The 21443-nt window shown below is 51.6% G+C and carries 10 protein-coding genes; 3 read left to right on the top strand and 7 right to left on the bottom strand.

Going from position 1 to position 21443, the window contains the following annotated elements:
• Window positions 1–46: 46 nt before the first annotated feature.
• The 6 genes from CLV60_RS25420 to CLV60_RS25400 all read right to left on the bottom strand — a co-directional run bounded on the left by CLV60_RS25420 (window position 47) and on the right by CLV60_RS25400 (window position 10160).
• A complete protein-coding gene (locus CLV60_RS25420) occupies window positions 47–3415 on the bottom strand; it encodes a SusC/RagA family TonB-linked outer membrane protein (RefSeq protein WP_229211127.1) in 3369 nt (1122 codons plus the stop codon).
• Window positions 3416–3814: 399 nt separating this feature from the next.
• Complete coding sequence (locus CLV60_RS25415) at window positions 3815–4900, bottom strand: FecR family protein (RefSeq protein ID WP_106598209.1); 1086 nt, start codon at window positions 4898–4900, stop codon at window positions 3815–3817.
• Between the two features lie 310 nt (window positions 4901–5210).
• Complete coding sequence (locus tag CLV60_RS34150) at window positions 5211–5390, bottom strand: hypothetical protein (protein ID WP_146151590.1); 180 nt, start codon at window positions 5388–5390, stop codon at window positions 5211–5213.
• A 229-nt stretch (window positions 5391–5619) separates the two neighbouring features.
• The gene (locus tag CLV60_RS25410) at window positions 5620–6228 is read right to left on the bottom strand and encodes an RNA polymerase sigma factor (RefSeq protein WP_106598208.1); all 609 of its coding nucleotides are present in this window, start codon (window positions 6226–6228) and stop codon (window positions 5620–5622) included.
• 172 nt (window positions 6229–6400) lie between these two features.
• Entirely contained in the window at window positions 6401–8407 is a 2007-nt protein-coding gene (locus tag CLV60_RS25405) for a plastocyanin/azurin family copper-binding protein (RefSeq protein WP_106598207.1), read from the bottom strand.
• A 25-nt stretch (window positions 8408–8432) separates the two neighbouring features.
• Window positions 8433–10160: a 3-keto-alpha-glucoside-1,2-lyase-like domain-containing protein gene (locus CLV60_RS25400; protein WP_106598206.1), complete on the bottom strand. Its 1728-nt coding sequence runs from the start codon at window positions 10158–10160 to the stop codon at window positions 8433–8435.
• A gap of 638 nt (window positions 10161–10798) precedes the next feature.
• Here CLV60_RS25400 and CLV60_RS25395 point away from each other — a divergent pair.
• Entirely contained in the window at window positions 10799–14116 is a 3318-nt protein-coding gene (locus CLV60_RS25395) for a SusC/RagA family TonB-linked outer membrane protein (protein ID WP_106598205.1), read from the top strand.
• A gap of 18 nt (window positions 14117–14134) precedes the next feature.
• Entirely contained in the window at window positions 14135–15661 is a 1527-nt protein-coding gene (locus CLV60_RS25390; RefSeq protein WP_106598204.1) for a SusD/RagB family nutrient-binding outer membrane lipoprotein, read from the top strand.
• Window positions 15662–15841: 180 nt separating this feature from the next.
• Here the strand turns inward: CLV60_RS25390 and polA are convergent, their stop codons facing one another.
• Window positions 15842–18733: a DNA polymerase I gene (gene polA, locus CLV60_RS25385; RefSeq protein ID WP_106598203.1), complete on the bottom strand. Its 2892-nt coding sequence runs from the start codon at window positions 18731–18733 to the stop codon at window positions 15842–15844.
• A gap of 583 nt (window positions 18734–19316) precedes the next feature.
• Here polA and CLV60_RS25380 point away from each other — a divergent pair.
• The gene (locus tag CLV60_RS25380; protein ID WP_262510573.1) at window positions 19317–21353 is read left to right on the top strand and encodes a S9 family peptidase; all 2037 of its coding nucleotides are present in this window, start codon (window positions 19317–19319) and stop codon (window positions 21351–21353) included.
• Window positions 21354–21443 lie beyond the last annotated feature (90 nt).

Here is a 21443-nt window from a genome sequence, read left to right as displayed (position 1 = left end):
TGACTGAATGTTTTTCCTTCCTTCTTTCTCCCTTTCCTCCATTCTCCTATAATTTAATGTTCAAATTAACCCCGTAACTCCGCGTGGTAGGAAGTGTATGCGTTTCAATGCCTTGCAGGTTGTCGGAGGACGATACCTGTGCTTCGGGATCGAGGTTGTCGATATACTTCTTGATCATCAGCACATTGTTGCACATGGCGGATAGCGTGAGGCCTTTGATGAAGCTCTTGTCGCGTACGAAGCGCGAGAGGTCATAACCTACGGAAAGTGTTCTCCAACGCACGAATGCGCCATTGTACACGAATGGCGATGCCAGGTTGGTGCTGCGGTAAGCGGTATAGAACTGCTCAGCTTCAACGCGTTGCGTATTCGGTTCGCCGGTGGCGGTTACGCCTTCGAGCAACACGCCGCCTTCACGGCCTACGAGCGATGGCTTCGAAAGACCTTCGCGCAGGAAGTTCAGGTTAGAGTTCGAGAGGATCTTGTTACCCGCCTTGAAATCGATCTGCGTGCCGATACGGATACCTTTTACATTGATTGTATTCACCCACGCACCGACCCATTTCGGGATCGCGCTGCCGAAGGTGGTAAGGTTACCTTGTTGCGGCAGACCACCCGAAGTAACAATGCGGCCCTGCGCATCGCGCTTGTAGTCGAACCCGCGGAGCGATGCCAGCGGTTTGCCTACCTCGTGTGATACAATCCCGAAGAATTCACCCACACCTACGTCGAAACGATCCTGCCTTTCGGCGAGCTCGATCACCTTGCTAATGTTGTAACTGCCGTTGAAGCTGGTTTCCCAAGTGAAATTATCATTGCGAACCGGCACGACTGTCAAGAGAAACTCCACGCCCTGGTTACGCAGTTTACCCACATTCACTTTGGTCTGGCTGAAACCCGAAGTGTTTGAAATGCTGACATTCAGGATCTCGTCAACGGTGTTTTTGCGGTATAATGAAAGGTCGAGGTTCAGGCGGCTGTCAAATGTCTTCAATTCCAAACCAACCTCGGTTTCCTTCACTTTAAGCGGGCGGAGATTCGCATTCGGGCTCACCGTCGATGGCAGGTTACCCAATGCCGTTCCATTGAAAGGGTTGGCATTGATGGCGTAGTACAGGTTGTTCGAATAAGGATCCGTATCGCCTCCCACCTCGGCATATGCCGCGCGAAGTTTGCCGTAAGTGAGCCAATCCGGCGCATTGTTGAATGCCTGGCTGAATACAAAGCTACCGCTCACGGATGGGTATAAGTAGCTGTTAGACTGCGGGTTCAAAGTTGAGAACCAGTCGTTGCGGCCGGTTACGTTCAGGAAAAGGAAGTTTTTGTAGGAAAATTCGGCAGATCCGTAGATGGAGTTGACCTTCTTCTTGCTGTAACTGTAATTCGGGTTCTTGACTTGTCCGTTGGCGATCGTATACAGGTCACGCACGTAGAAGTTGGTCACGGCGGTCGACACGTTGTCGCTTACCTGCAGCATCTGGTTGCCCCCCAATGTGATATCGATTCCGAAATCGCCGAACGATTTGTTCGCACCGATGAGGATGTCCATGTTACGCTCGCGGAAAGTGGCTACATCCTGGTAGTAATAGCCATTGAAACCGGTGGCAACGGCGCCAATGGAGCGTGTTCCGGTAGGGCGGTTGTAGTTGTACGGACGCGTGTAGTAATCCTGACCAATGCGGCCCTGAACGAACAGCCAGTCGGTGAAATCGTAACGCACCGAGGTGTTACCGAAAATCCGGTCGCGGCGCACGTTTTCGAAACGGTCGTAGGCTACCCAGTACGGGTTGTTGCGGTTGGTGAAACGCGCCAGGGGCATTTCGTTGCCATTGGCATCCTTCCGGTTTTTGAGCCAATCGGTATCGATGCTGGTGGCCAGGGTGTAAATGGTGGTGTTCGCATTCATGTCTTGGATACCGATCTGGGGCGGGTTCTTGTTGTACTCGTTGGAATAGTTTGCGTTCAGTTGCGCAGAAAGCTTTTTGGTAAACTTGTAGTTCAACCCGAGGTTGAAGATTTTTTTATGATAAGCCGAATTCGGCATGATCGCATTGGCATCGGTATTCGCAAAAGAGAGGCGGAAATTTCCTTTTTCATTGCCGCCTGATAATGCAACTGAATTGGTAAAACTGGTTCCTGTGCGGTAAAACTTTTTGATACGGTCCTTGTGGGCCACGTAAGGCTGGGTACTGCCGTCGAACTGCGGGGTGGGCTTGCCGTCGAGTTTCTCGCCGAATGCAAATACACCCGAGCTTTGTGCTTCGGCCACGGTGGTGGGGCGTTTTCCAAATTCTCCCTGACCGTATTCGTATTGAAAATCAGTATAATCCAATGCTTCCTGGGCCTGGAAATTCGAATTCAGCTCCACACCGATACCGGTCGTTTTGCTGCCGCTTTTGGTGGTGATAATGATCGCACCATCCTTCGCACGGAAGCCGTATAATGCCGCCGCCGCCGCACCTTTCAATACGGTCATGGATTCGATATCGTCCTGGTTAATGCTTTGTAAGCCATCTCCCGCATCGGAAGAGCCGCCTGTGGGGTTACCTGTGCCGTTTCCATTCGACCCGCCCGCCGAAACGCTGCTGTTATTGATCGGAATGCCGTTTACAATAATGAGCGGAGAGTTGTTGCCGCCAAACGACGACTGGCCGCGGATACGGATCTTGGTGGAACCACCCGGACCGCTCGCAGGCGGCGTCACATTCAAGCCGGCTACTTTCCCTTGCAGGCTGTTACCCAGGTTGGTCGTACGGTTGGTGGTCAGTTCTTCGGTATTCACGGTGGCTGTCGAATAGCCCAGTTTTTTAGCGTCACGCTTGATACCCAGTGCCGTTACCACCACCATTTCGAGGTTGCGGACGTCGGGAGTCATCGAAATATCGTAATTCGACTGGTTACCGAGCGGTATTTCCTGGGGCGTGTAGCCTACATACGAGAACACCAGCGTGCCGCCCGCATCGGGAACGCTCAGCTGGAATGCGCCCTCTGTATCGGTGGCGGTACCTGCCTTGGTGCCTTTCACCACAATGCTTACACCGGGGAGAGGGGCGCCTTTTTCGTCGGTTACCTTTCCGGTAATATTGCGGTCGATATTGCTCTCGTTACGGATCATTTCGGGCAATGCGCTGCCGGGTTCGGCGGCATTGCGGATGAGCACAACCTGCTTACCCTCAATCTTGTAGGTAATGTTCACAGGCTTGAAAAGATCGTTCAGAATGTCGCCCAGCGGCTTATCCACCGCATTGATCGATACCTTCCGCTGCGATTTGATCAACGAGGAGCTATACGTAAAACGCAACTGTGTCAGCTTGTTGAGTTTGTTCAATACAGTCTTCATTTCCAGGTTGCTGACCTGTATAGTGATCTTCTGATTCAGAATATCCTGTGCCCCAACGGTGCCTGCTGCTGACACAGTGGCGAAGATTAAGGCAATTAATAATTGGTAAAGTGATATTCTCATAGCCCTGTAAAGTAGCCGGGATAGATGTCGGTGTTTTTTCATACTTTTGAAAGTTTTGTTCAGGATTGAAATGACGGGACAAAATGCTCCTGTATCGCCACAGATTCCAGTCCGGGCGAGGGGAGGCGCAGGGCCGGTGATGGCGCAATCATCACTGGCTCTTTATCATTCAAAATGGAGGCAGAGTCAATAATATGTCATAGGCAAAACGGGGGATTAATGGTAGTTGATTTTAGTCCTGAAAAGGGTTTAGAGACATTAGAATGGCTACGTTACAGCCGGCAAAACCTTTAAGAGATCCTGACAATCAATGACAATTCCTGACCATCAATGACTTCGTGACTTTTTGAGTCAATTACAACCTTTTGAACGGATCACAACCTGACCATCCTCCATATCATAGCCGGCACCAATCGCCTGGCATATTGCATTCAATCGTTGTTTCAGATTTTCCTCATTGAACTGCGCGCTGATCATGCAGTTGGAAAGTGTTTCGGCCTGGTACATAATGCTGATCCCGTATGCTTTTGCCAGCGCGTCGAATGCCTCGGTAACGGGCCTGTCGTCGAACACGAGGTCTTTCACCACAGCCGATTCGGCCAGCAGCACCGGATTGGCCGTAACGGCTTTTTCCAGCTTATTTTCCTTGCGGTTGAATACTACCTGCTGGTTGGGGTTCAGGATCACACCCGCCGGTTTGGTCCCTTGCGAGGTTTCATATTCCTTCTTGGCATAAACCGACACCCGCCCGGTCTTAACAGCCACCATTTCGGTGTTATCGGCCTCAAATGCCTTAATACGGAAACTCGTGCCGAGTACTTTGGTCACAGTTTCGTTCGTGTAAACCAGGAACGGCTGCGCGGGATTTTTGGCCACGTCAAAAAATGCCTCACCGGTGAGATACACGCGCCGCTCATGCGCTGAGAAGCTCCTGGGGTAGCGAATGCTGCTGCCTTTGGCCAGGGTAGCCACGCTGTTGTCGCTCAGAAGCACGGTCATCTCCACTTCCGTGTGGTTGGTTTTGACGAGCATTTCACTCTCCAAAGCAATTTCCTGACCCGTTTTTGACGTAGGTACAGCATTGTGCGTCGTGTAATAAAGCCAGCTCAGCCCTCCGGTGAGCAGCAGTACCGCCGCTGCTTTCCAAACCGCCCGCTGGTAGAACGGCACACGGCCCTCGGCTTTACGCTCTTCTGCCAATCGCGTAATCTCCGCGATTTCATGGCGGAGCGTTTCTTCGGAAAGATCGTCTTTGTAGATGTCGTGCACCGCGAGCACCAGCTCCCGTGCACGCGCGGCAATGCCCGCACGATCGGGGTTTTGTTGCAGCCATTGCTGCCAGTAATGGTCGAGTTCCGGTGTGGGCGTCATTACCCAGCGCCGGAACGATTCGTCCGTCGCCAGTTCCTCCACGGTAAATATTCGGTGTAAGCTCATCGGCAAAACAAAAACATACGATTCAGAGCATTTGCGGGCTCTTTAAAATGGTATGTCTGCTTTGAGGGCCGGGATAACCAAAAAAGTCAAAAAAAATTTTGAAAAGTGATAGAAGGGGGGAAAGGAGGAGGGAGGAAGGGGAGAAAGGTTTGGATGTTTTAAATGTTATATAATTACAAAGAGTATTATATATTTAAATAATTTAAAATGTATAATATGTATATTAAATATAAAAAGTATTGTGCTACGATGCCGAACCGCTCGCGCAAATCTCTTGATTTGTGTGTACTATTCGCAGGCCTCCGGCCGGTCATGAAAGTAATATCGTGATCAGGTATGGTCTGTGCGGTATCGCCCGGCCGGAGGCCTGCGAATAGTCGGCACGAAGGAGACCTTCGCGCCATTGCGCGATATGCATGAATGGAAGAAAACAATTGAGCGAGAATCGCGTAGCGATGTAATATTGGTAGCTTTTGGATATTGAGCGCATCGCAAATCCCGTCAGGGATGTAACGTCAGAGCGGGAGCAAATGCGTTGTCGTTACATGCCCAAGGGCATTGACGGACGCGTAAGGGTGCCCGGACTACCCATGTTGTATGCCTAGCGGCATTGTTTGTTCGCAGCGATTCTGATCGGGATGTTTTGTTTGGCGGAACAGCACCGGGGGCTCCGACGGAGCCGAGCCTCCTCCATCCTCCCTCTCCTCCCTTATTCCCGCCTACGCCAACAATACCACCAACAGCCAAAAAAACTCGGCAGGCGCCCAGATTTCTTTGATCTCTTTCAACGTGCGATAAAGCAGGTTGGAAACGCTCTGGCGGCCGAGACCCATCACGCTAGCGATGTCTTCGTTGTCGAGGTTTTGGTAGAAGCGGAGGTAGATAATCTCCTGCTGGCGTTTAGAGAGCAGCGAAATGATGCGTTTGAGGTGGCCGTTCTGGAAGCGGATGTGCTCGGCTTCGATGATATTCGTTTCGATGGACGGGTCCGATGGGTCGGTATCGAAAATGGCTACCTGCGGTTCGTGGAAGCGTTTGAGGCGTATGCTTTCCTTAATGAGTTTATGACGGAGTGCTTTGAGCAGGTAAGACTTGACGAATGCGGTTTCGGAGAGAAAGGTTCGGCGTTCCCAGAGTTCGAGGTAAAGCTCCTGGATGGAATCGCGGATGAAATCGGGGTCGGACGAAAACTTGGTCGCATAGTTGTACAGCGCCCGGTAATGCGTTTGGGCGAGCTGCCCGAGCGCCTCCGCGTCGCCGGCTTTGAACCGCTGCCAGAGCCTGATATTCAGCTCGCTGGCATCCGATATGTGTTCTTCCTGATTCAAATCTTTAATGTAACGGCAATGTTGTATTAAATCAGTGAATTATACCAATCAAAGCGGCCAATAGTAGCATTCTCCTTGTGAAATGATGGTAATTATTCAGTTTCGAAAATGTCAGGGGGAATCAAAGGCGGGGCGACGAAACGCCGCCCCGCCGGAAGGCCAACCGGGTTGGCTATTTAACAACTTTCAGTTTCCCCTGCATCAGCGAATAATGGCCTGGGAAAGTGCAGACATATTGGTAGGTGCCGGCCTGTTTCGGAGCTGTGAAATAAATCGCTTCCGATTTTTCGGGCTCCACGATATTGGTATGGAAAAGGACATCACTGGTTTTGGGAACATAGTTCAGTTCTGACCCTTTCAGACCAAGGTTCAGACCCGCTTCACCCACTGCATTCGCAGCTCCCGGCTTGGTAATGACGAGGTTATGCAGCATATCGTCGTTGTTGTTGAACACGACTTTGATTTTGCTTCCCGCCTTCACCTGAATTTCCGAAATATCGAATTTCAAACCCGGTACTGTACCGATAGTTACGACCTGATCCGGCCCGTTGGTCCAGCTGGCGGGCATTTCAGTCACACGCTTGGCCGATGCCGATGTGCTGGCGGCTGTTTCAGTCGCAGGCATGGTGTGGGCGCTGTGATCCATTGCAGCTGCACTCGCTGCCTTCACGGTGGTGGTGAACTGTGAAGGATTGGCAGCTTGGCCGCCAGCGATCTCGTTCAGCGTGTAATAGGCCGTGGTATGGAGCAGGTTGTTGCCGTCCGGTGATTTTACACCTTCGGTTTTGATTTCGTGAATGTAACCTTTGCGCAAAGAGGCAGGATCAACCACCAGACGTACCCGGAGGCCGTCTTCCGACACGATAATGCCTTTGATGGGCACTTCCTCCGTATTGATAATCGGGCTGCCGTAGGTGCGGTGGTAGCGGTAGGTGAAGCTGTTCATTTTGTACGAATCCTGGTCCGCTGCCGCTTTTTTGTCAACCGGGCTGGTGAAGGTGATTTCAAAACCGTCCGGTGTAGAGCGTACCGTTTTCATTTCGAAAGGCATTTTGCCGGTCCACACAAGTCTTTGAATACCAAATTCTTCCTTACCTGTGGCCGACCACCCGCGGCTCGTCTGGCCTACGAACATCGAACCGTCCAGGCCCCATTCCAGGCGCAGGATCCCCGACATGAATCCTTCACGGAAAGGGAAAACGGCTCCCTGCCACACGCCATTCACTTTTTCGAGGTCCACACGGGTAATGATGCTATGCCCCTGGTCGCCCACGAACATTTGCCCCGCAAACGGCCCGAATGCGCCGTTGGTGACGTCTTCTTTGAAATCCGAGGTGGAAATACCCACCAATGTATGCGGGAACCAGACAGCCGGTGGTTTCAGGCCGGGTACCTTCTTGGCAACGTCATAAAGCGGTTCGCCGGTGCTCGGAACGTCTTCGGGAGTCAGTTTCACAGGCGATCCTTCCTCTTTGCTCCAACGCAGACCTGCCGGGTTACCCGCGAAATCGCCTTTTTCAAGGTGCGTCATGCGGCCGGAGCCTACCCAGTCGCCCTGGTTTTCGGTATAGAAAATATCGCCTTTATACGAGCCGAAGCCGGAAGGGGAGCGCAAACCCGTTGCCCAGGGCGTCAGCTTGCCGTCCTGGCCCAGTTTCAACATCCATCCACGCCATTTCGACTGGCTTGCGCCGCGCCCTACCCAGTCGAGGTTGAGCGTAACGAGCATTTCACCGTTCGGCATCGGCACGGGGCCGTAGGAGTATTGGTGGTAGTTGCCGGACAGTGGCCAGCGCGAGAACGAATCGTAAACATCCGCTACGCCATCGTTGTCGGTGTCTTCGAGGCGGGTAACCTCGCCGCGTTGCGATACGAGGAAGTCTTTGCCGCGGTAATATAATCCCAGCGGCTCGTGCAGACCCGATGCGAAACGGTGGAACGAGGGCTTGCCGTCGCCTTTCAGATATGGATTGCCGATCATCCAAACCTCGCCGCGGCGGGTGGATGTGGCAAGGCGGCCGTCGGGCAGCACCTGCATACCGCCGATTTCCATTTTGATGTTTTCAGGAATGGGAATGGTGATAATGCGGTAGTAATCGTCGATTTTACTGGGCTTCGACTGCGCAAATGCACTGGTGCAGCCGACGGTAATCAGGGTAGTTAAAAAAATATTTTTCATCGATACAAATCAGATAATGAGGTTTTTACCAAAACATTGAATAGCTCGTGGCGTTGGAAACGGGAAGGATCAGCTCCTTCACTTCGCCAGCCGGGCGCACTACCGCTTTGGCTTTTTTATCGACCTGCACAAAGAAGCGGTCGTCGATCTGGTAAAGTCCTTTTTCTATTTCGGTAATCTGCTTTCCGCTCGCGAGCAGCGAGTATAACTGTCCCGCGGGCGCCCCGTCTACGCGGAACGTGCGTGAGAGGCTGTTGCCGCCCGAAACCAGTTCGTCGCTTACAGTCGCCGAGCCGATCGCGTAGCGAAACACAGGATAACCTTTCTGATCGATTTTATAACCCAGGAAATTGATATTGGAAGAATCCGGCCATGCCGCATTGGCATTATCGAGTAAAGCCACGCTGCTTCGACCCGAAACGTGAACTTTCAAACCGGCTGGGAAGAGGAGTTGCGGCTCGCCGCGTTCGTACCACATTTCGGTTACGTCGGCAAACTGTCCGCGCCATGCTTGTACGAGCGCGCCACGGTTCAAATCAACGGTGTAATTCCAGCCGTCGGGGCTTCCTACCGAGATACAATGCGTGCGTTTCGATTTTTCACCTTCTAGCTGAATGAACGAGCGCACCATTTCGGGACGCATTTCGGGCGTTACGCTGATGTATGGTTTTGGCTCAGGCTCGGGGAGGGACGAGAGCGTATGCAGGTCGTAAGGACGCACGCCCGATTTCTCCACGCGCAACCCTAATGCAGGCTGGCGCCACGGGAAGCGTGAATAGTGGATCTTGAACTTGTGTTTGCCTTGTGTGAGGGTGATGGCGCCTGTGTGGGTTTCCTGTGATGTCGCTTCGCCGGACGTTACCACGCTTTTGCCGTCGATATCCACTGAAAGAACAGGGCCTGAGTAAATAGTTGTAAAAATGTAATCACCACCCTCAGTTACGTCGATGTCGCCTTCGTATACGAGGTGAAATTCGCGCATGCCGTTGGTCACTTCCTGCGTTAGCACGGGCGACTGGCCTTCATGATCGAGCTTGCTATATTCTTTGGCATCCCATTTGTCGGCGTATACTTTGTAGTTCAGATTATTGATGGTCAGTGGCTTACGATTAGCAAGGAGTTGGTAACCCACGTTGCGGAACGCGATACTGCCTTTGGTAACTTCGAATGCGATGGGCTGGCCGTCGGCGGCTGCTTTGGAATTAGGAAGATAAACCGTTTCGAGCACGGTAACGCCGTTGAGCGAAAGGGTATTCAGGCGGGCGGAGTTAGGAATATGTTGTACAGACGCATCATAGGAGACTTCGAGCGTCTGCCAGAGCCCTGCCGACTTGGCTGCGTTCTGGGTTGGAAACTGGCCGATGTAGCCGGATGTCGATGCGTCCGCTGTTTTTTGTTTGCTGCTGTCGGAAATCTTCACCTTCTGTCCGCCTGGCAGGACGATATTTCCCTCGGCTCCCGGCGAAACGTTGAATTCAATGTAGAGCCGCAGGTCGCTTGCTTTCAGTTTGGTGGTCAGCACGGTGCCGGCATTTCCGACCAGCACGCCGTCGCCGGCCAGCGTTTTAGGCTTTGCAGTACCGGAAGGGTGAATGGAAATGCCTCCTTGTATCGACCAGTTGGGGGCGGCGCTCTCAAATGCGCTGAGGTCTTTGAGGGGAAGTAGTGAATAGTTTCCCTTCGCTGTCTGGCCCATTACCATCCCCGGACAAGCCAGGAACAGCAGGGAGACTTTCTGAAACAATTGATGCATTGGAATCGATTAAGTGTATTGTTTACAATTAAAAAGCGAAGTTCGGTATTTTTTTTTCGATTATATCCGGAAATAGTATGAATTTTTTGAAGGTTTTTTGGACAAAGGAAAGGCTCCTGATAGCGTTGTTCAAAAGTTTAACAAGGATGAATATGCATTGTCCCACGTATAGCCGCCAGGGTTGCAATCGGTTTCATGAGCGCGAGGGTGTGTGGGGCAGAGAAATGCGGACAGAAATAGTCCTCTCCGGAGATTTACCTGTATTATTTCAGAATTACCGCACTTAGGATTGTTTCAAAAGCCTCGGTTCCGTAAAATGCTTAGGAACAGTTCGGTAAGGTAAAGCATGGTTGCTATTTTTATAAATCCGATTTTGTAAATTTAAAGGGGCACGATGTGGGCGCGCGATCGCGGCGTTTGTGTGGCAGGTTCGACAGGAGTGATAATTAGTGAGATTTCCAAGCATTGATCAGTACTCAGTACCGGCTATCAGGGATGTAACCCAAGCCGCTGGATTTGTTGATGTTATGTTAATAAATACTTAACATAACAGACTGTATTTAACCGGATTTTTGCGTTTTCTAAGGCGGATTCTTGCCTCTTGCATTCTTTTCTCACCTAAAACAACCTAAGTGCTCATGATCAAAAAATTCTACTTATGCTTCCGGCTGAGTATTTTCAGAAGAAGCGCGTACACCGGGCTGATGCTCACGGGGCTGCTCTATTGCCACGCGGGTGTCGCTCAGTCGGTCGTTACCGGGCAGGTGACCTCCGACGATGACAAGCTGCCCCTGGCCGGTGTGAGTGTGATCGAAAAAGGGACCAACAACGGCACGGTAACGGATTCGAACGGAAAGTACCAGATCAGCGTCAAGGGAGCGAATTCGGTATTGACATTCTCGTTCCTCGGCTATGTATCGCATGATGTTACCGTCAATGGCCGCTCCGTCGCCGATGTTGTACTTTTTACAGATCAGAAGCAGTTACAGGAGGTGGTTGTAACGGCTTTGGGTATCAAAAAGGACGTTCGTAAACTCGGCTACGCGGTGCAGGAGCTGAAAGGCGAAAGCATTGTGACGGCGCGTGAGACCAACATTGTGAACCAGTTGGCCGGTAAAGTGGCCGGTGTGACAGTCGTAGGTAGCCCGTCGGGTATCGGCGGCTCCGCTCGTGTGACGATCCGGGGTGAGCGGTCGGTGGATTTGAACAAAAACCAGCCGCTGTACGTGATCGACGGGGTGCCTATCAGCAACTCCATCACCGGCGGTTCGGGGCAGGGTAACCTCGAAGTCGATTTCGGAAATGGCGCGAGCTTCATCAACCCCGACGACGTGGAAACGATGAGCGTACTGAAAGGACCTGCGGCCGCGGCGCTTTACGGTTCAAGAGCTGCGAATGGGGTGATCCTCATTACCACCAAATCAGGCAAGGGCAACAAAGGCATCGGTGTGGAAGTGAATAGCAATACCACTTTCGAGCGTGCATTGAAACTGCCTGAATATCAAAACAAATACGGCCAGGGCAACGGTAACGGCGGCGATTTTGCATTCGTGAACGGAGCCGGCGGTGGTCTCACGGATGGTACCGACGAAGGCTGGGGACCTGAGTTCAAAGGCCAGAGTTACCCGCAGTACAATTCGCCGCGTACGCTGAACGGGCAGGCAATTCCTTACCTCGGCGGTGACCTGAATGCCCCTGCCGGAAGCGTCATTACGCCAACGCCCTGGTTACCAGATGTGGATGGTTTGAAAAACTTCCTCCGTACAGGCCGCACGCTAACCAACAACATCGCGTTGATCGGGAACAACGACCAGGGGAGCTTCCGCTTGTCGTATACCAATCTGGATCAGACGGGTATCGTGCCTAATACGGATCTGAAACGCCATACGGTCTCATTGAGTGCGGGTTACAACCTGACGAAGAAGTTTTCGGCCAAGACATTTGTAAGCTATATCAAAAGTGCGAGCGGCAACCGCCCGTCGATCAGTTATGGTACGGAGAGCATTATGTATTTGTTCAACTGCTGGCTGCCGCGCTCGGTGAAGGTTTCGGATATGGAACGTTTATGGATGAACGGTCTGGAAGGCCGCCGTCAGTTTGGGTGGAACTACAACTACCATGATAACCCGTACCTGACGGTTTACGAAAACACCAACGGCCAGGACGTGAACCGCATTATCGGTAACGTGATCCTGAAATACGACTTCACGGACTGGCTGAGCCTGCAAGTGCGCACGGCAACCGACTGGGGTAACGAGCGCCGCGAATACCGCCGCGCATTCAGTACGCAGCGTTTCCCGTTTGGCCAGTACCGCGAGGTGAAAGTGAATACGGAGGAACGTAACAGCGATTTCCTCTTGTCGTTCAACAAGGATATCAGCAAGGATTTCAACGTGTCGGCCACGTTCGGTGGTAACCAAAACCGCCAGAGCTCGATTTATGACGAGGAAAATGCAGGCCAGTTGAACCTGCCGGGCATTTATAACCTGACCAACTCGCGCATTGCGCTGGTAGCCTCGCAGAGCAAGGTAGGCAAGCGCATCAACAGCTTGTACGGTTCGGCGTCCGTGTCGTTCCGCAATTACCTGTTCCTGGACATCACCGCCCGCAACGACTGGAGTAGCGCATTAACGCTCCCTACGGCGTTGAAGGCGTTCGGTACCGAAAATAACTCATACTTCTACCCATCGGTGGCGCTGAGCGCCGTGGTGAGCGATATGGTGAAGCTTCCTGAGGTAATTTCGTTTGCGAAAGCCCGCGCCAGCTTTGCACAGGTAGGTAATGATACCGATCCGTTCACATTTACGCAGGCATTTAACCCGAGCACGCCTTTCGGAAGCTCGCAGATTTACGGTGAAACCGATCGTTTGGCTAACCTCAACCTGAAACCGGAAATCAGTACGGCTTATGAAGTCGGTGCGGACCTTCGTTTCTTCAAGAACCGCGTCGGCCTGGATTTTACCTATTATCAAAGCAAAACCAAAAACCAGATCCTGCAAATCCCGCTTTCGTCGACAACGGGCTATAATGGCCGTTTCTTCAATGCGGGTGAGATCAAAAACTGGGGTTTTGAAACCATGCTGAACGTTACTCCGGTGGAAATCAACGATTTCAAATGGAATATCGGGGTCAACTTCTCGGCCAACCGCAGCAAAGTGCTCGAACTGTCCGACGGCATCACCAACTTCGTGATGGCGAGCAAGGGCGTGAGCATCGAGGCACGCGTGGGCGAGCGCATGGGGGATATGTACGGGATCGCATTTGCGCGCGTTCAAAACACCAGCGCTTCCTTGCCTTATTATGATGCGACCGGCCAGAACGTAGGTCAGATCGTTTACAAAGACGGCCGCCCGGTACCTACTACCAATGTTCAGAAAATGGGTAACTACAATCCCGACTGGCTTGCAGGTATTTCCAATCAGTTCAGTTACAAGAATGTGAAATTCAGCTTCCTGTTTGATATTCGTCACGGAGGAAAGATTTTCTCTGAAACACAAGTGGTTGGTCGTGAAGGGGGTATCATCAAAGAAACCCTCGAAGGCCGTGCGGATGGCTACGACCTGAGCAAACCGGGTAACGGCGTAATCGGCGACGGCGTGGTACAGAATGCGGATGGAACTTTCAGCAAGAATGATGTGAAACTGACTGCCCGCGCATGGCATACTGCCTTCACCGGCGGCCGGAATATCGCCGAAGGCGTGATGTACGACGCATCGTTCGTGAAACTGCGCGAGGTGCAGCTGGGCTATTCGATCCCGAACCGTTTGCTGGGCCGTTCGCCGCTCAAAAACATCACGGTTTCATTCGTGGCGCGTAACCTCGCATTATGGTCGGATGTGCCCCACGTGGATCCTGAAACAATGGCTTACAACGGCGGAACGGCATTGCCGGGTATCGAATACATGTCGATCCCTTCAAGCCGCAGCTATGGTTTCAATGTAAGTTTCAAACTGTAAAATTTCAATTGGAAAACAATGAAAAAGCTTATCCCGATATATATCATGGCAGCGCTGACCTTGTCGGCGGGGGCATGTACCAACGACTTTGAGGAAGTAAATACCAATAACAACGTGCCGAACGACGTCACGCCCGACCTGCTTCTGGCCGGTGTGATCCGCAACATGGTGAACAGCCAGGTGAACGACGCCTGGGGCATTGGGAACATCGTGGTACAGCACCACGCCAAAATCCAGTTCGTGAACGAAGACCGTTACCTGTGGGGCCAGCAAAACAGCATCTGGGACAATGTTTACGGCAATATGCGCAATGTAAAAAACATCCTGGACCAGGTCGGTACCGACGACGCCAATGCTTACAAGGGCATCGCGCTGATCCTGAAATCCTGGATGTTCGCGCTGGCTACCGATGCTTACGGCGATATTCCTTACACAGAGGCGACGAAAGGCAAAACCGACGGGGTGTATTTGCCCAAATACGACACGCAGGAGAGCGTTTACGCAGGCGTGCTGGCCGATCTTAAAGCCGCCAACGATATCCTCGCCAACAGCTCGACGGCGGTGTCAGGCGACATTCTTTTCGGAGGCGGTACTGCTTCGCTGATCAAATGGCGAAAACTCGCGAACTCGCTGCGCCTGCGTTACCTGATGCGTATTTCAAAGCAGAAGGACGTGAAGGCCGATATGCAGGCCATCCTCGCCGATCCTGCGAAAAACCCGATTTTTGAAGGAATACAGGACAATGCGGAGTTGAAATACCTTGCTGCGGCGCCGAACCAATGGACGCTCTACGGAGCACGTGTGGGTTCATTCGACGAGTTCCGCGTGAGCAAGACGCTCAGCGACCGCCTGACGGCGTTGAAGGACCCGCGTCTGACGGTGTTCGGTCGGCCTTCACAATCGTCCGTAACGGCCGGAAAACCGGTGATTGAAGGGGTGCCTAACGGATTAGGCGACGTGCCCGCGTTGAACTACAATGGCGGCCCGCAGGGCGTCTCGCGCGTGGGTTACACGTTCGCGTGCCTCGTGTGCAATGATCCGGGGCAAGCGGCACCAGATCCTTCTGCGCCGCGCGGAATCATCATGAACTACTCGGAGTTGCAGTTCATCCTTGCAGAGGCCCGCGAAAAAGGCTGGATTACCACCGGCACTGCGGAAGGTTACTATACCAAAGGCATCCAGAGCAATTTCGAGTACTGGAAAAGTGTGGTACCATCGTCGTATGGCATTAACGTCACGCCTGACCCGTCTTATTTTACGCAAGCTGCTGTGGCTTACACGGGTACGAGCGCGGAGAAACTGGGTAAAATTGCACTGCAAAAATGGGTTGCCTACTATTTCAATGGCCTGGAAGCATGGTTCGACTGGCGCCGCACAGGCATGCCGGAGATCAAACCCGGCCCTGATAACCTGAACCAGAACCGCGTACCGGTACGCTTCATTTACCCGCTATCGGAGCAATCGCTGAACGGAACCAACCGCGAAGAAGCCGTGAAACGGCAGGGGACCGACGATTTGAATACCCGGACTTGGGTGGCTAAATAACTAGCGTCGGGTTTAGTCAAGAGTGGTCAGGTGTTGTCAGTTGTGGTCAAGAGTAGTCAGGTGTTGCCAGTTGTAGTCAAGAGTAGTCAGTTGTTGTCATACATTCTCAAACAATACCTGACTACACTTGACTACTCTTGACTAAACTTGACAACACCTGACTAACCCCTTCCATAAAAATCAATGCGCTTCCAACCAATTAGCGCCGACCCCAATACCCGTTTCCATTCTCACCGCCATAGGGATCGCATTTCGCATTAGCTCATCTACTTTTTCTTTCAACAGATCGATTTCGCTGTAATGCGCGTCGAAAACCAATTCGTCATGCACTTGCAGAATCATGCGTGATTTGAGCTTTTCCTGTGCCATAAAATCATGGATGTTGATCATCGCGACCTTGATCATATCGGCCGCAGAGCCCTGGATCGGGGCGTTGATCGCGTTTCGTTCGGCATAACCGCGGTTGGTCTGGTTGCGGGAATTGATATCCGGCAGGTACCGGCGGCGGCCGAGGATTGTTTCCACATATTCACGCTCGCGGGCATCGTTCACAACTTTGTCCATATAACCCTTCACCGCCGGGAATTCCTCGAAATAGGCACGAATGATCTCGCTCGCTTCCCCGCGTGGAATGCCCAGGCGCTGCGCGAGGCCGAATGCCGAAATGCCGTAAATGATACCGAAATTGACCATTTTGGACTTCCGGCGCATATCCGAGGTCACTTCTTCCAATGGTACTGCAAACACTTTGCTCGCCGTGGTCGCGTGGATATCGCGGCCCTGGTTGAATGCCTCGGTCATACTCGCGTCGCCACTGAATGCTGCCATAATGCGGAGCTCGATCTGCGAGTAATCCGCGGAAAGAATCTGGAAATCATCATTATCCGGCACAAACGCCTTGCGGATTTCACGCCCGCGCGGCGTACGGATCGGGATGTTTTGCAGGTTCGGATTGGTGGAGCTCAAACGCCCTGTGGCCGCAACAGCCTGGTTGTAAGAGGTATGAATGCGGCCCGTGCGGCTGCTTACCATGGTCGGTAATGCATCCACATAGGTCGATTTGAGTTTCTGCAACTCGCGGTAATCCAGTATTTTACGGGCAATGAGGTGGTTCGCTTCGAGATCGGAAAGGATTTCTTCGCCCGTTGCATATTGTCCCGTTTTAGTCTTTTTCGGCTTATCGATCAGCTTCATTTTCTCGAAGAGGACCTCGCCAAGCTGCTTCGGTGAGCTGATATTGAACGACTGTCCTGCGGCCTCGTAAATCTCCGATTCGGTTAGGCGGAGATCGGATTCCAGCACCGCCGACATCTCCTTCAATGCATTGATATCGAGCCTTACGCCGGTGTTTTCCATGGACGCCAGCACTTTCGTCAGCGGCATTTCCACTTCATGGAAGAGTTTCGCCGCATTAACTTTCGGCAGTTCTTTACTGAAAATCGCGTTGAGCTGGAAGGTAATGTCGGCATCTTCTCCGGCATATTGGGTGATTTCGGGGATCGCCACATCGCGCATATTGCCCTGTTTTCCGCCTTTTTTACCGATCAGTTCGGTGATCGATACCGGTTCGTAGTTCAGGTAGGAAGCGGCCAGGATGTCCATTCCGTGACGCTTATCCGGTTGGAGCAGGTAATGAGCCAGCATGGTGTCGCTCAGCTTGCCGCGGACGTCGATACCGTAGTTTTTCAGCACCAGCAAGTCGTATTTGATGTTCTGGCCGATTTTTTCAATGTTTTCATTCTCGAAAACACCGCGGAAATGCTCAACGATTTCCTGTGCTTTGACCTGATCCGCAGGCACGGGAATGTAAAAAGCCTCACCGGCGAGGTAAGAGAACGACAGTCCTACCAGCTCCGCATCGGTGGTGTCGAGCGATGTGGTTTCGGTATCGAAGCAGAAAGCCTCCTGTATGCCCAGGTAGTGCGCCAGGCTCGTCATGAGCTCCGGGGTGTCTACCGTGTGGTACCGGTGGAATGTATTGTCGATAGTCCTTTTGGAGGTTGGAATATGGATTTCCCCGGTGTCTTCGGTGAGTTCACCATCGGCCAGATCTCCGCTGACCACCGCCGGCTGCTGGCCGATTTCTTCGGTGGGATTGCCGAAAATGTCGAGCTGGCCCTTGGCAGGGGCCTTGCGTGGCTGTGGAGCAGGCGTTCCACCTGGTCGTGTGGTTGGAGCAGGAGCACCGCCCGAACCGCCCAGTATGCGGGTTTTAAGCGTTTTGAATTCCAGCTCGTCGAAAAGCTCGGCAATCAGTTCCGCATTGGGTGCACAGATGGTCAGGTCTTCGGCGTCGAACGGCACGGGCACCTTGCAATCGATCGTCGCAAGTTGCTTGCTCAGAATAGCCTTATCGAAATTCTCCCGTACTTTTTCTCCAAGTTTTCCCTTAATTTCATCGGCGTGTGTGATCAGATTTTCGATCGTGTCGTATTCCTGAATGAGTTTCTGGGCTGTTTTTTCGCCCACACCCGGAATCCCGGGGATATTGTCGACCGCGTCACCCATCAAACCGAGAATGTCGATTACCTGGTCGATGCGCTGGATTTGCCAGCGGTCGAGTATTTCCTGAACGCCCAGCACTTCGGCGCCTTTGCCGAGGAACGCGGGCTTGTAAATGTGTACATATTGTTCGACCAATTGCCCGTAATCCTTGTCGGGTGTCATCATGAAAACCTCGAAACCCTCCCGCGATGCTTCTTTGGCAATGGTACCGATGATGTCGTCGGCCTCGTACCCGTCCAGTTCGAGAATCGGGATGCACATACCTTTCAGGAGGCGCTTCACAAGAGGAATAGCCACGGTAATGTCCTCCGGCTGGGCCTCGCGCTGCGCCTTGTATGCCTCAAACTGCACATGGCGGAAAGTAGGCGCGGCGGTGTCGAATGCAACACCGATGTGGGTTGGTTTCTCTTTTTGCAGTACTTCGAGCAGTGTGTTGGTGAAGCCGAAAACGGCGCTGGTATTCAGTCCTTTTGAAGTGATGCGCGGCGCCTTGATGAATGCGAAATGCGCCCTGTAAATCAAGGCCATAGCGTCCAGAAGGAATAGCTTGTGAACGGGTTTTTCCATGAGGTAAGTTTATGATCGAAACTCAAATATAATGCAACTACGGCGACAGAAGGGGTTTGCCGGCGGTTTTTTGTGGATTTGCCGGAGAAGTATAGAAAGGAGATTACTGTTGGTATGAATTAAATGTTTTATACAATTTAAATGAATGATACTATTTATTCGGATGAAAGTCAGATAGATGTATTGAAAGTTAGATATATATGGTATTTATTTTACATATAAAAAGTATTAAAAGATAAGTACTTTAATTGATTATACGCTTATTAAAAGTAATATTAGTTTCATATTTAAAATAATTACTTAAAGTTTAACAAGTATAATACTATTAAGATTTATTTAGTATAGAAAGAATAGAAAGATAAGTACTTATTAAAAATATAATCATATTAAAAGTATTATACTAATGATACTAACTTGGCGATAAGTTGGTTTTGTAATTACTTGATAACCAGTCATTCATAACCCGATCCCGCATATGAGAAAAAAAACCTTACTTTTAGCTGTTATCATTTTTTCGTGTAACCAAAATAAACCCGTGAAACAAGCATATCAATGGCCGGGAGCCACACCTCCCGTTGCAGCAATGAAAGACCATGAAACCGGCATGCATGGCGACAAACGAAATGACGAATACTACTGGATGGGCGACTTCTTTCGGGAAGGCCCCGATAGCGACAAGGTCGTAGAATACCTCAAAGCCGAGAATGCCTACACCGACACGATGATGGCGGGTACGGCGAAGTTTCAGGAAGCGTTGTTTTCGGAGATGAAGGGACGGATCAAAGAAAAGGACGAGTCGGTACCGGTTTTCAGCAATGGGTATTGGTATTACACCCGCAGCGAGGAGGGAGAGCAGTATTTCAAATATTGCCGCAAGAAAGGCTCTCTCGAAGCCGCCGAAGAGATCCTGCTCGACGTCGATAAAATGGCGGAAGGGCATCCCTACTATTCGGCAGTCGGTTTTAATGTAAGCCCCGACAACAAGCTGCTGGCATACGGGGTCGACACCGTTTCGAGACGGCAGTACACCATTCACATCAAAAACCTGGAAACAGGGGAGCATTTTGCCGACAAGATTTATCCGGCAAGCGGCGGCTCGGAATGGGGAAATGATAACAAAACGCTTTTTTACACAGCAACAAACCCGAAAACGCTCCTGAGCGAGAAGATCAAACGCCATACACTTGGAGCGGATTCCAAAAAGGATGTCGTTGTCTATAACGAGAAGGACAAAAGCAATTATATAGGGGTAGGGAAGACCAAGTCGGAGAAGTACATAGTGATCGCTTCGTCGGCCACAATGTCGTCGGAATACCTGATCCTCGATGCGGATAAGCCGGAAGGCAAGTTCGAGGTGTTCCAACCGCGAATGAAGGATGTATTGTATGATGTTGATCATCAGGGGGATAAATTCCTGATCGTGACTAATAAGGATGCATTGAATTTCAGGTTGATGGAAACGCCGGTAACTAAAACCGGTGTCGAAAACTGGAAAGAAGTAATCCCCAACCGCGCGGATGTGCTGCTCGAAGGCATCGACGTTTTTAAGGATCACCTGGTGATTACAGAGCGTAAAAACGGCCTTTTGCAGCTTCGTATCCGGAACATCAATACCCATAAGGAGCATTATGTGGATTTCGGTGAGCCTGCCTACACCGCTTATGCCGGCTCTAACCCGGAATACAACAGCTCGACGCTGCGCTACATTTACACTTCGCTGACGACGCCGAGCTCCGTGTACGATTACGACATGGAAACCCGCGACAAGGAGCTGAAAAAGCGCCAGGAAGTGGTGGGAGGCTATAATCCGGAGGAATATGTGACGGAACGTTTGTATGCGACCGTGCGCGATGGTGTAAAGGTGCCTATTTCGGTAGTGTATAAAAAAGGTACGCCGAAGAGCGCCGAAACGCCGCTTTTGCTCTATGCATACGGTTCTTATGGCAACAGCATGGACGCCGCGTTCAGCAGCACGCGCCTGAGCCTGCTCGACCGCGGGTTCATATACGCGCTCGCACACATACGCGGTGGGCAGGAAATGGGTCGGCAATGGTACGAGGATGGTAAAATGTTCAAGAAAAAGAACACATTCAACGATTTCATCGATTGCGCCGACTTTTTGATCAAGGAGAAATTCACATCGTCCGCGCATTTGTTCGCCGAAGGTGGTAGTGCGGGCGGCCTGCTCATGGGCGCGATTAGTAATATGCGTCCCGACCTGTGGCGTGGTATTATCGCCGACGTGCCGTTCGTAGATGTGGTAACAACCATGCTGGACGAAAGCATTCCGCTGACTACCAATGAGTTTGATGAATGGGGCAATCCTAAAAACAAGGAGTCATATGACTATATGAAGTCCTATTCGCCGTACGACAACGTGGAGAAGAAGGCCTATCCGAATATGCTCATTACCACCGGCTTGCACGATAGCCAGGTGCAGTACTTCGAGCCTGCCAAATGGGTAGCACGCCTGCGAAAGCACAAAACGGACCACAATGTGCTGCTGCTCAAAACGAATATGGAAGCCGGTCACGGCGGCGCGTCCGGACGGTTCGATTACTTGAAGGAAATCGCGCTGCAATTCGCGTTTATGTTCGCGCTGGAAGGGATTGACCGGTAGGGAGGCGGAACTTTGCTTGATGTAATCAGGTCAGGTATTGTCAGATGTTGTCAAGTTTAGTCAGATATTGTTAGGATAGAGTCTAAAATT

Origin of the sequence: Dyadobacter jiangsuensis (assembly GCF_003014695.1) — a bacterium.
GTDB lineage: Bacteria > Bacteroidota > Bacteroidia > Cytophagales > Spirosomataceae > Dyadobacter > Dyadobacter jiangsuensis.
This window is presented reverse-complemented; position numbering and strand designations above follow the sequence as displayed.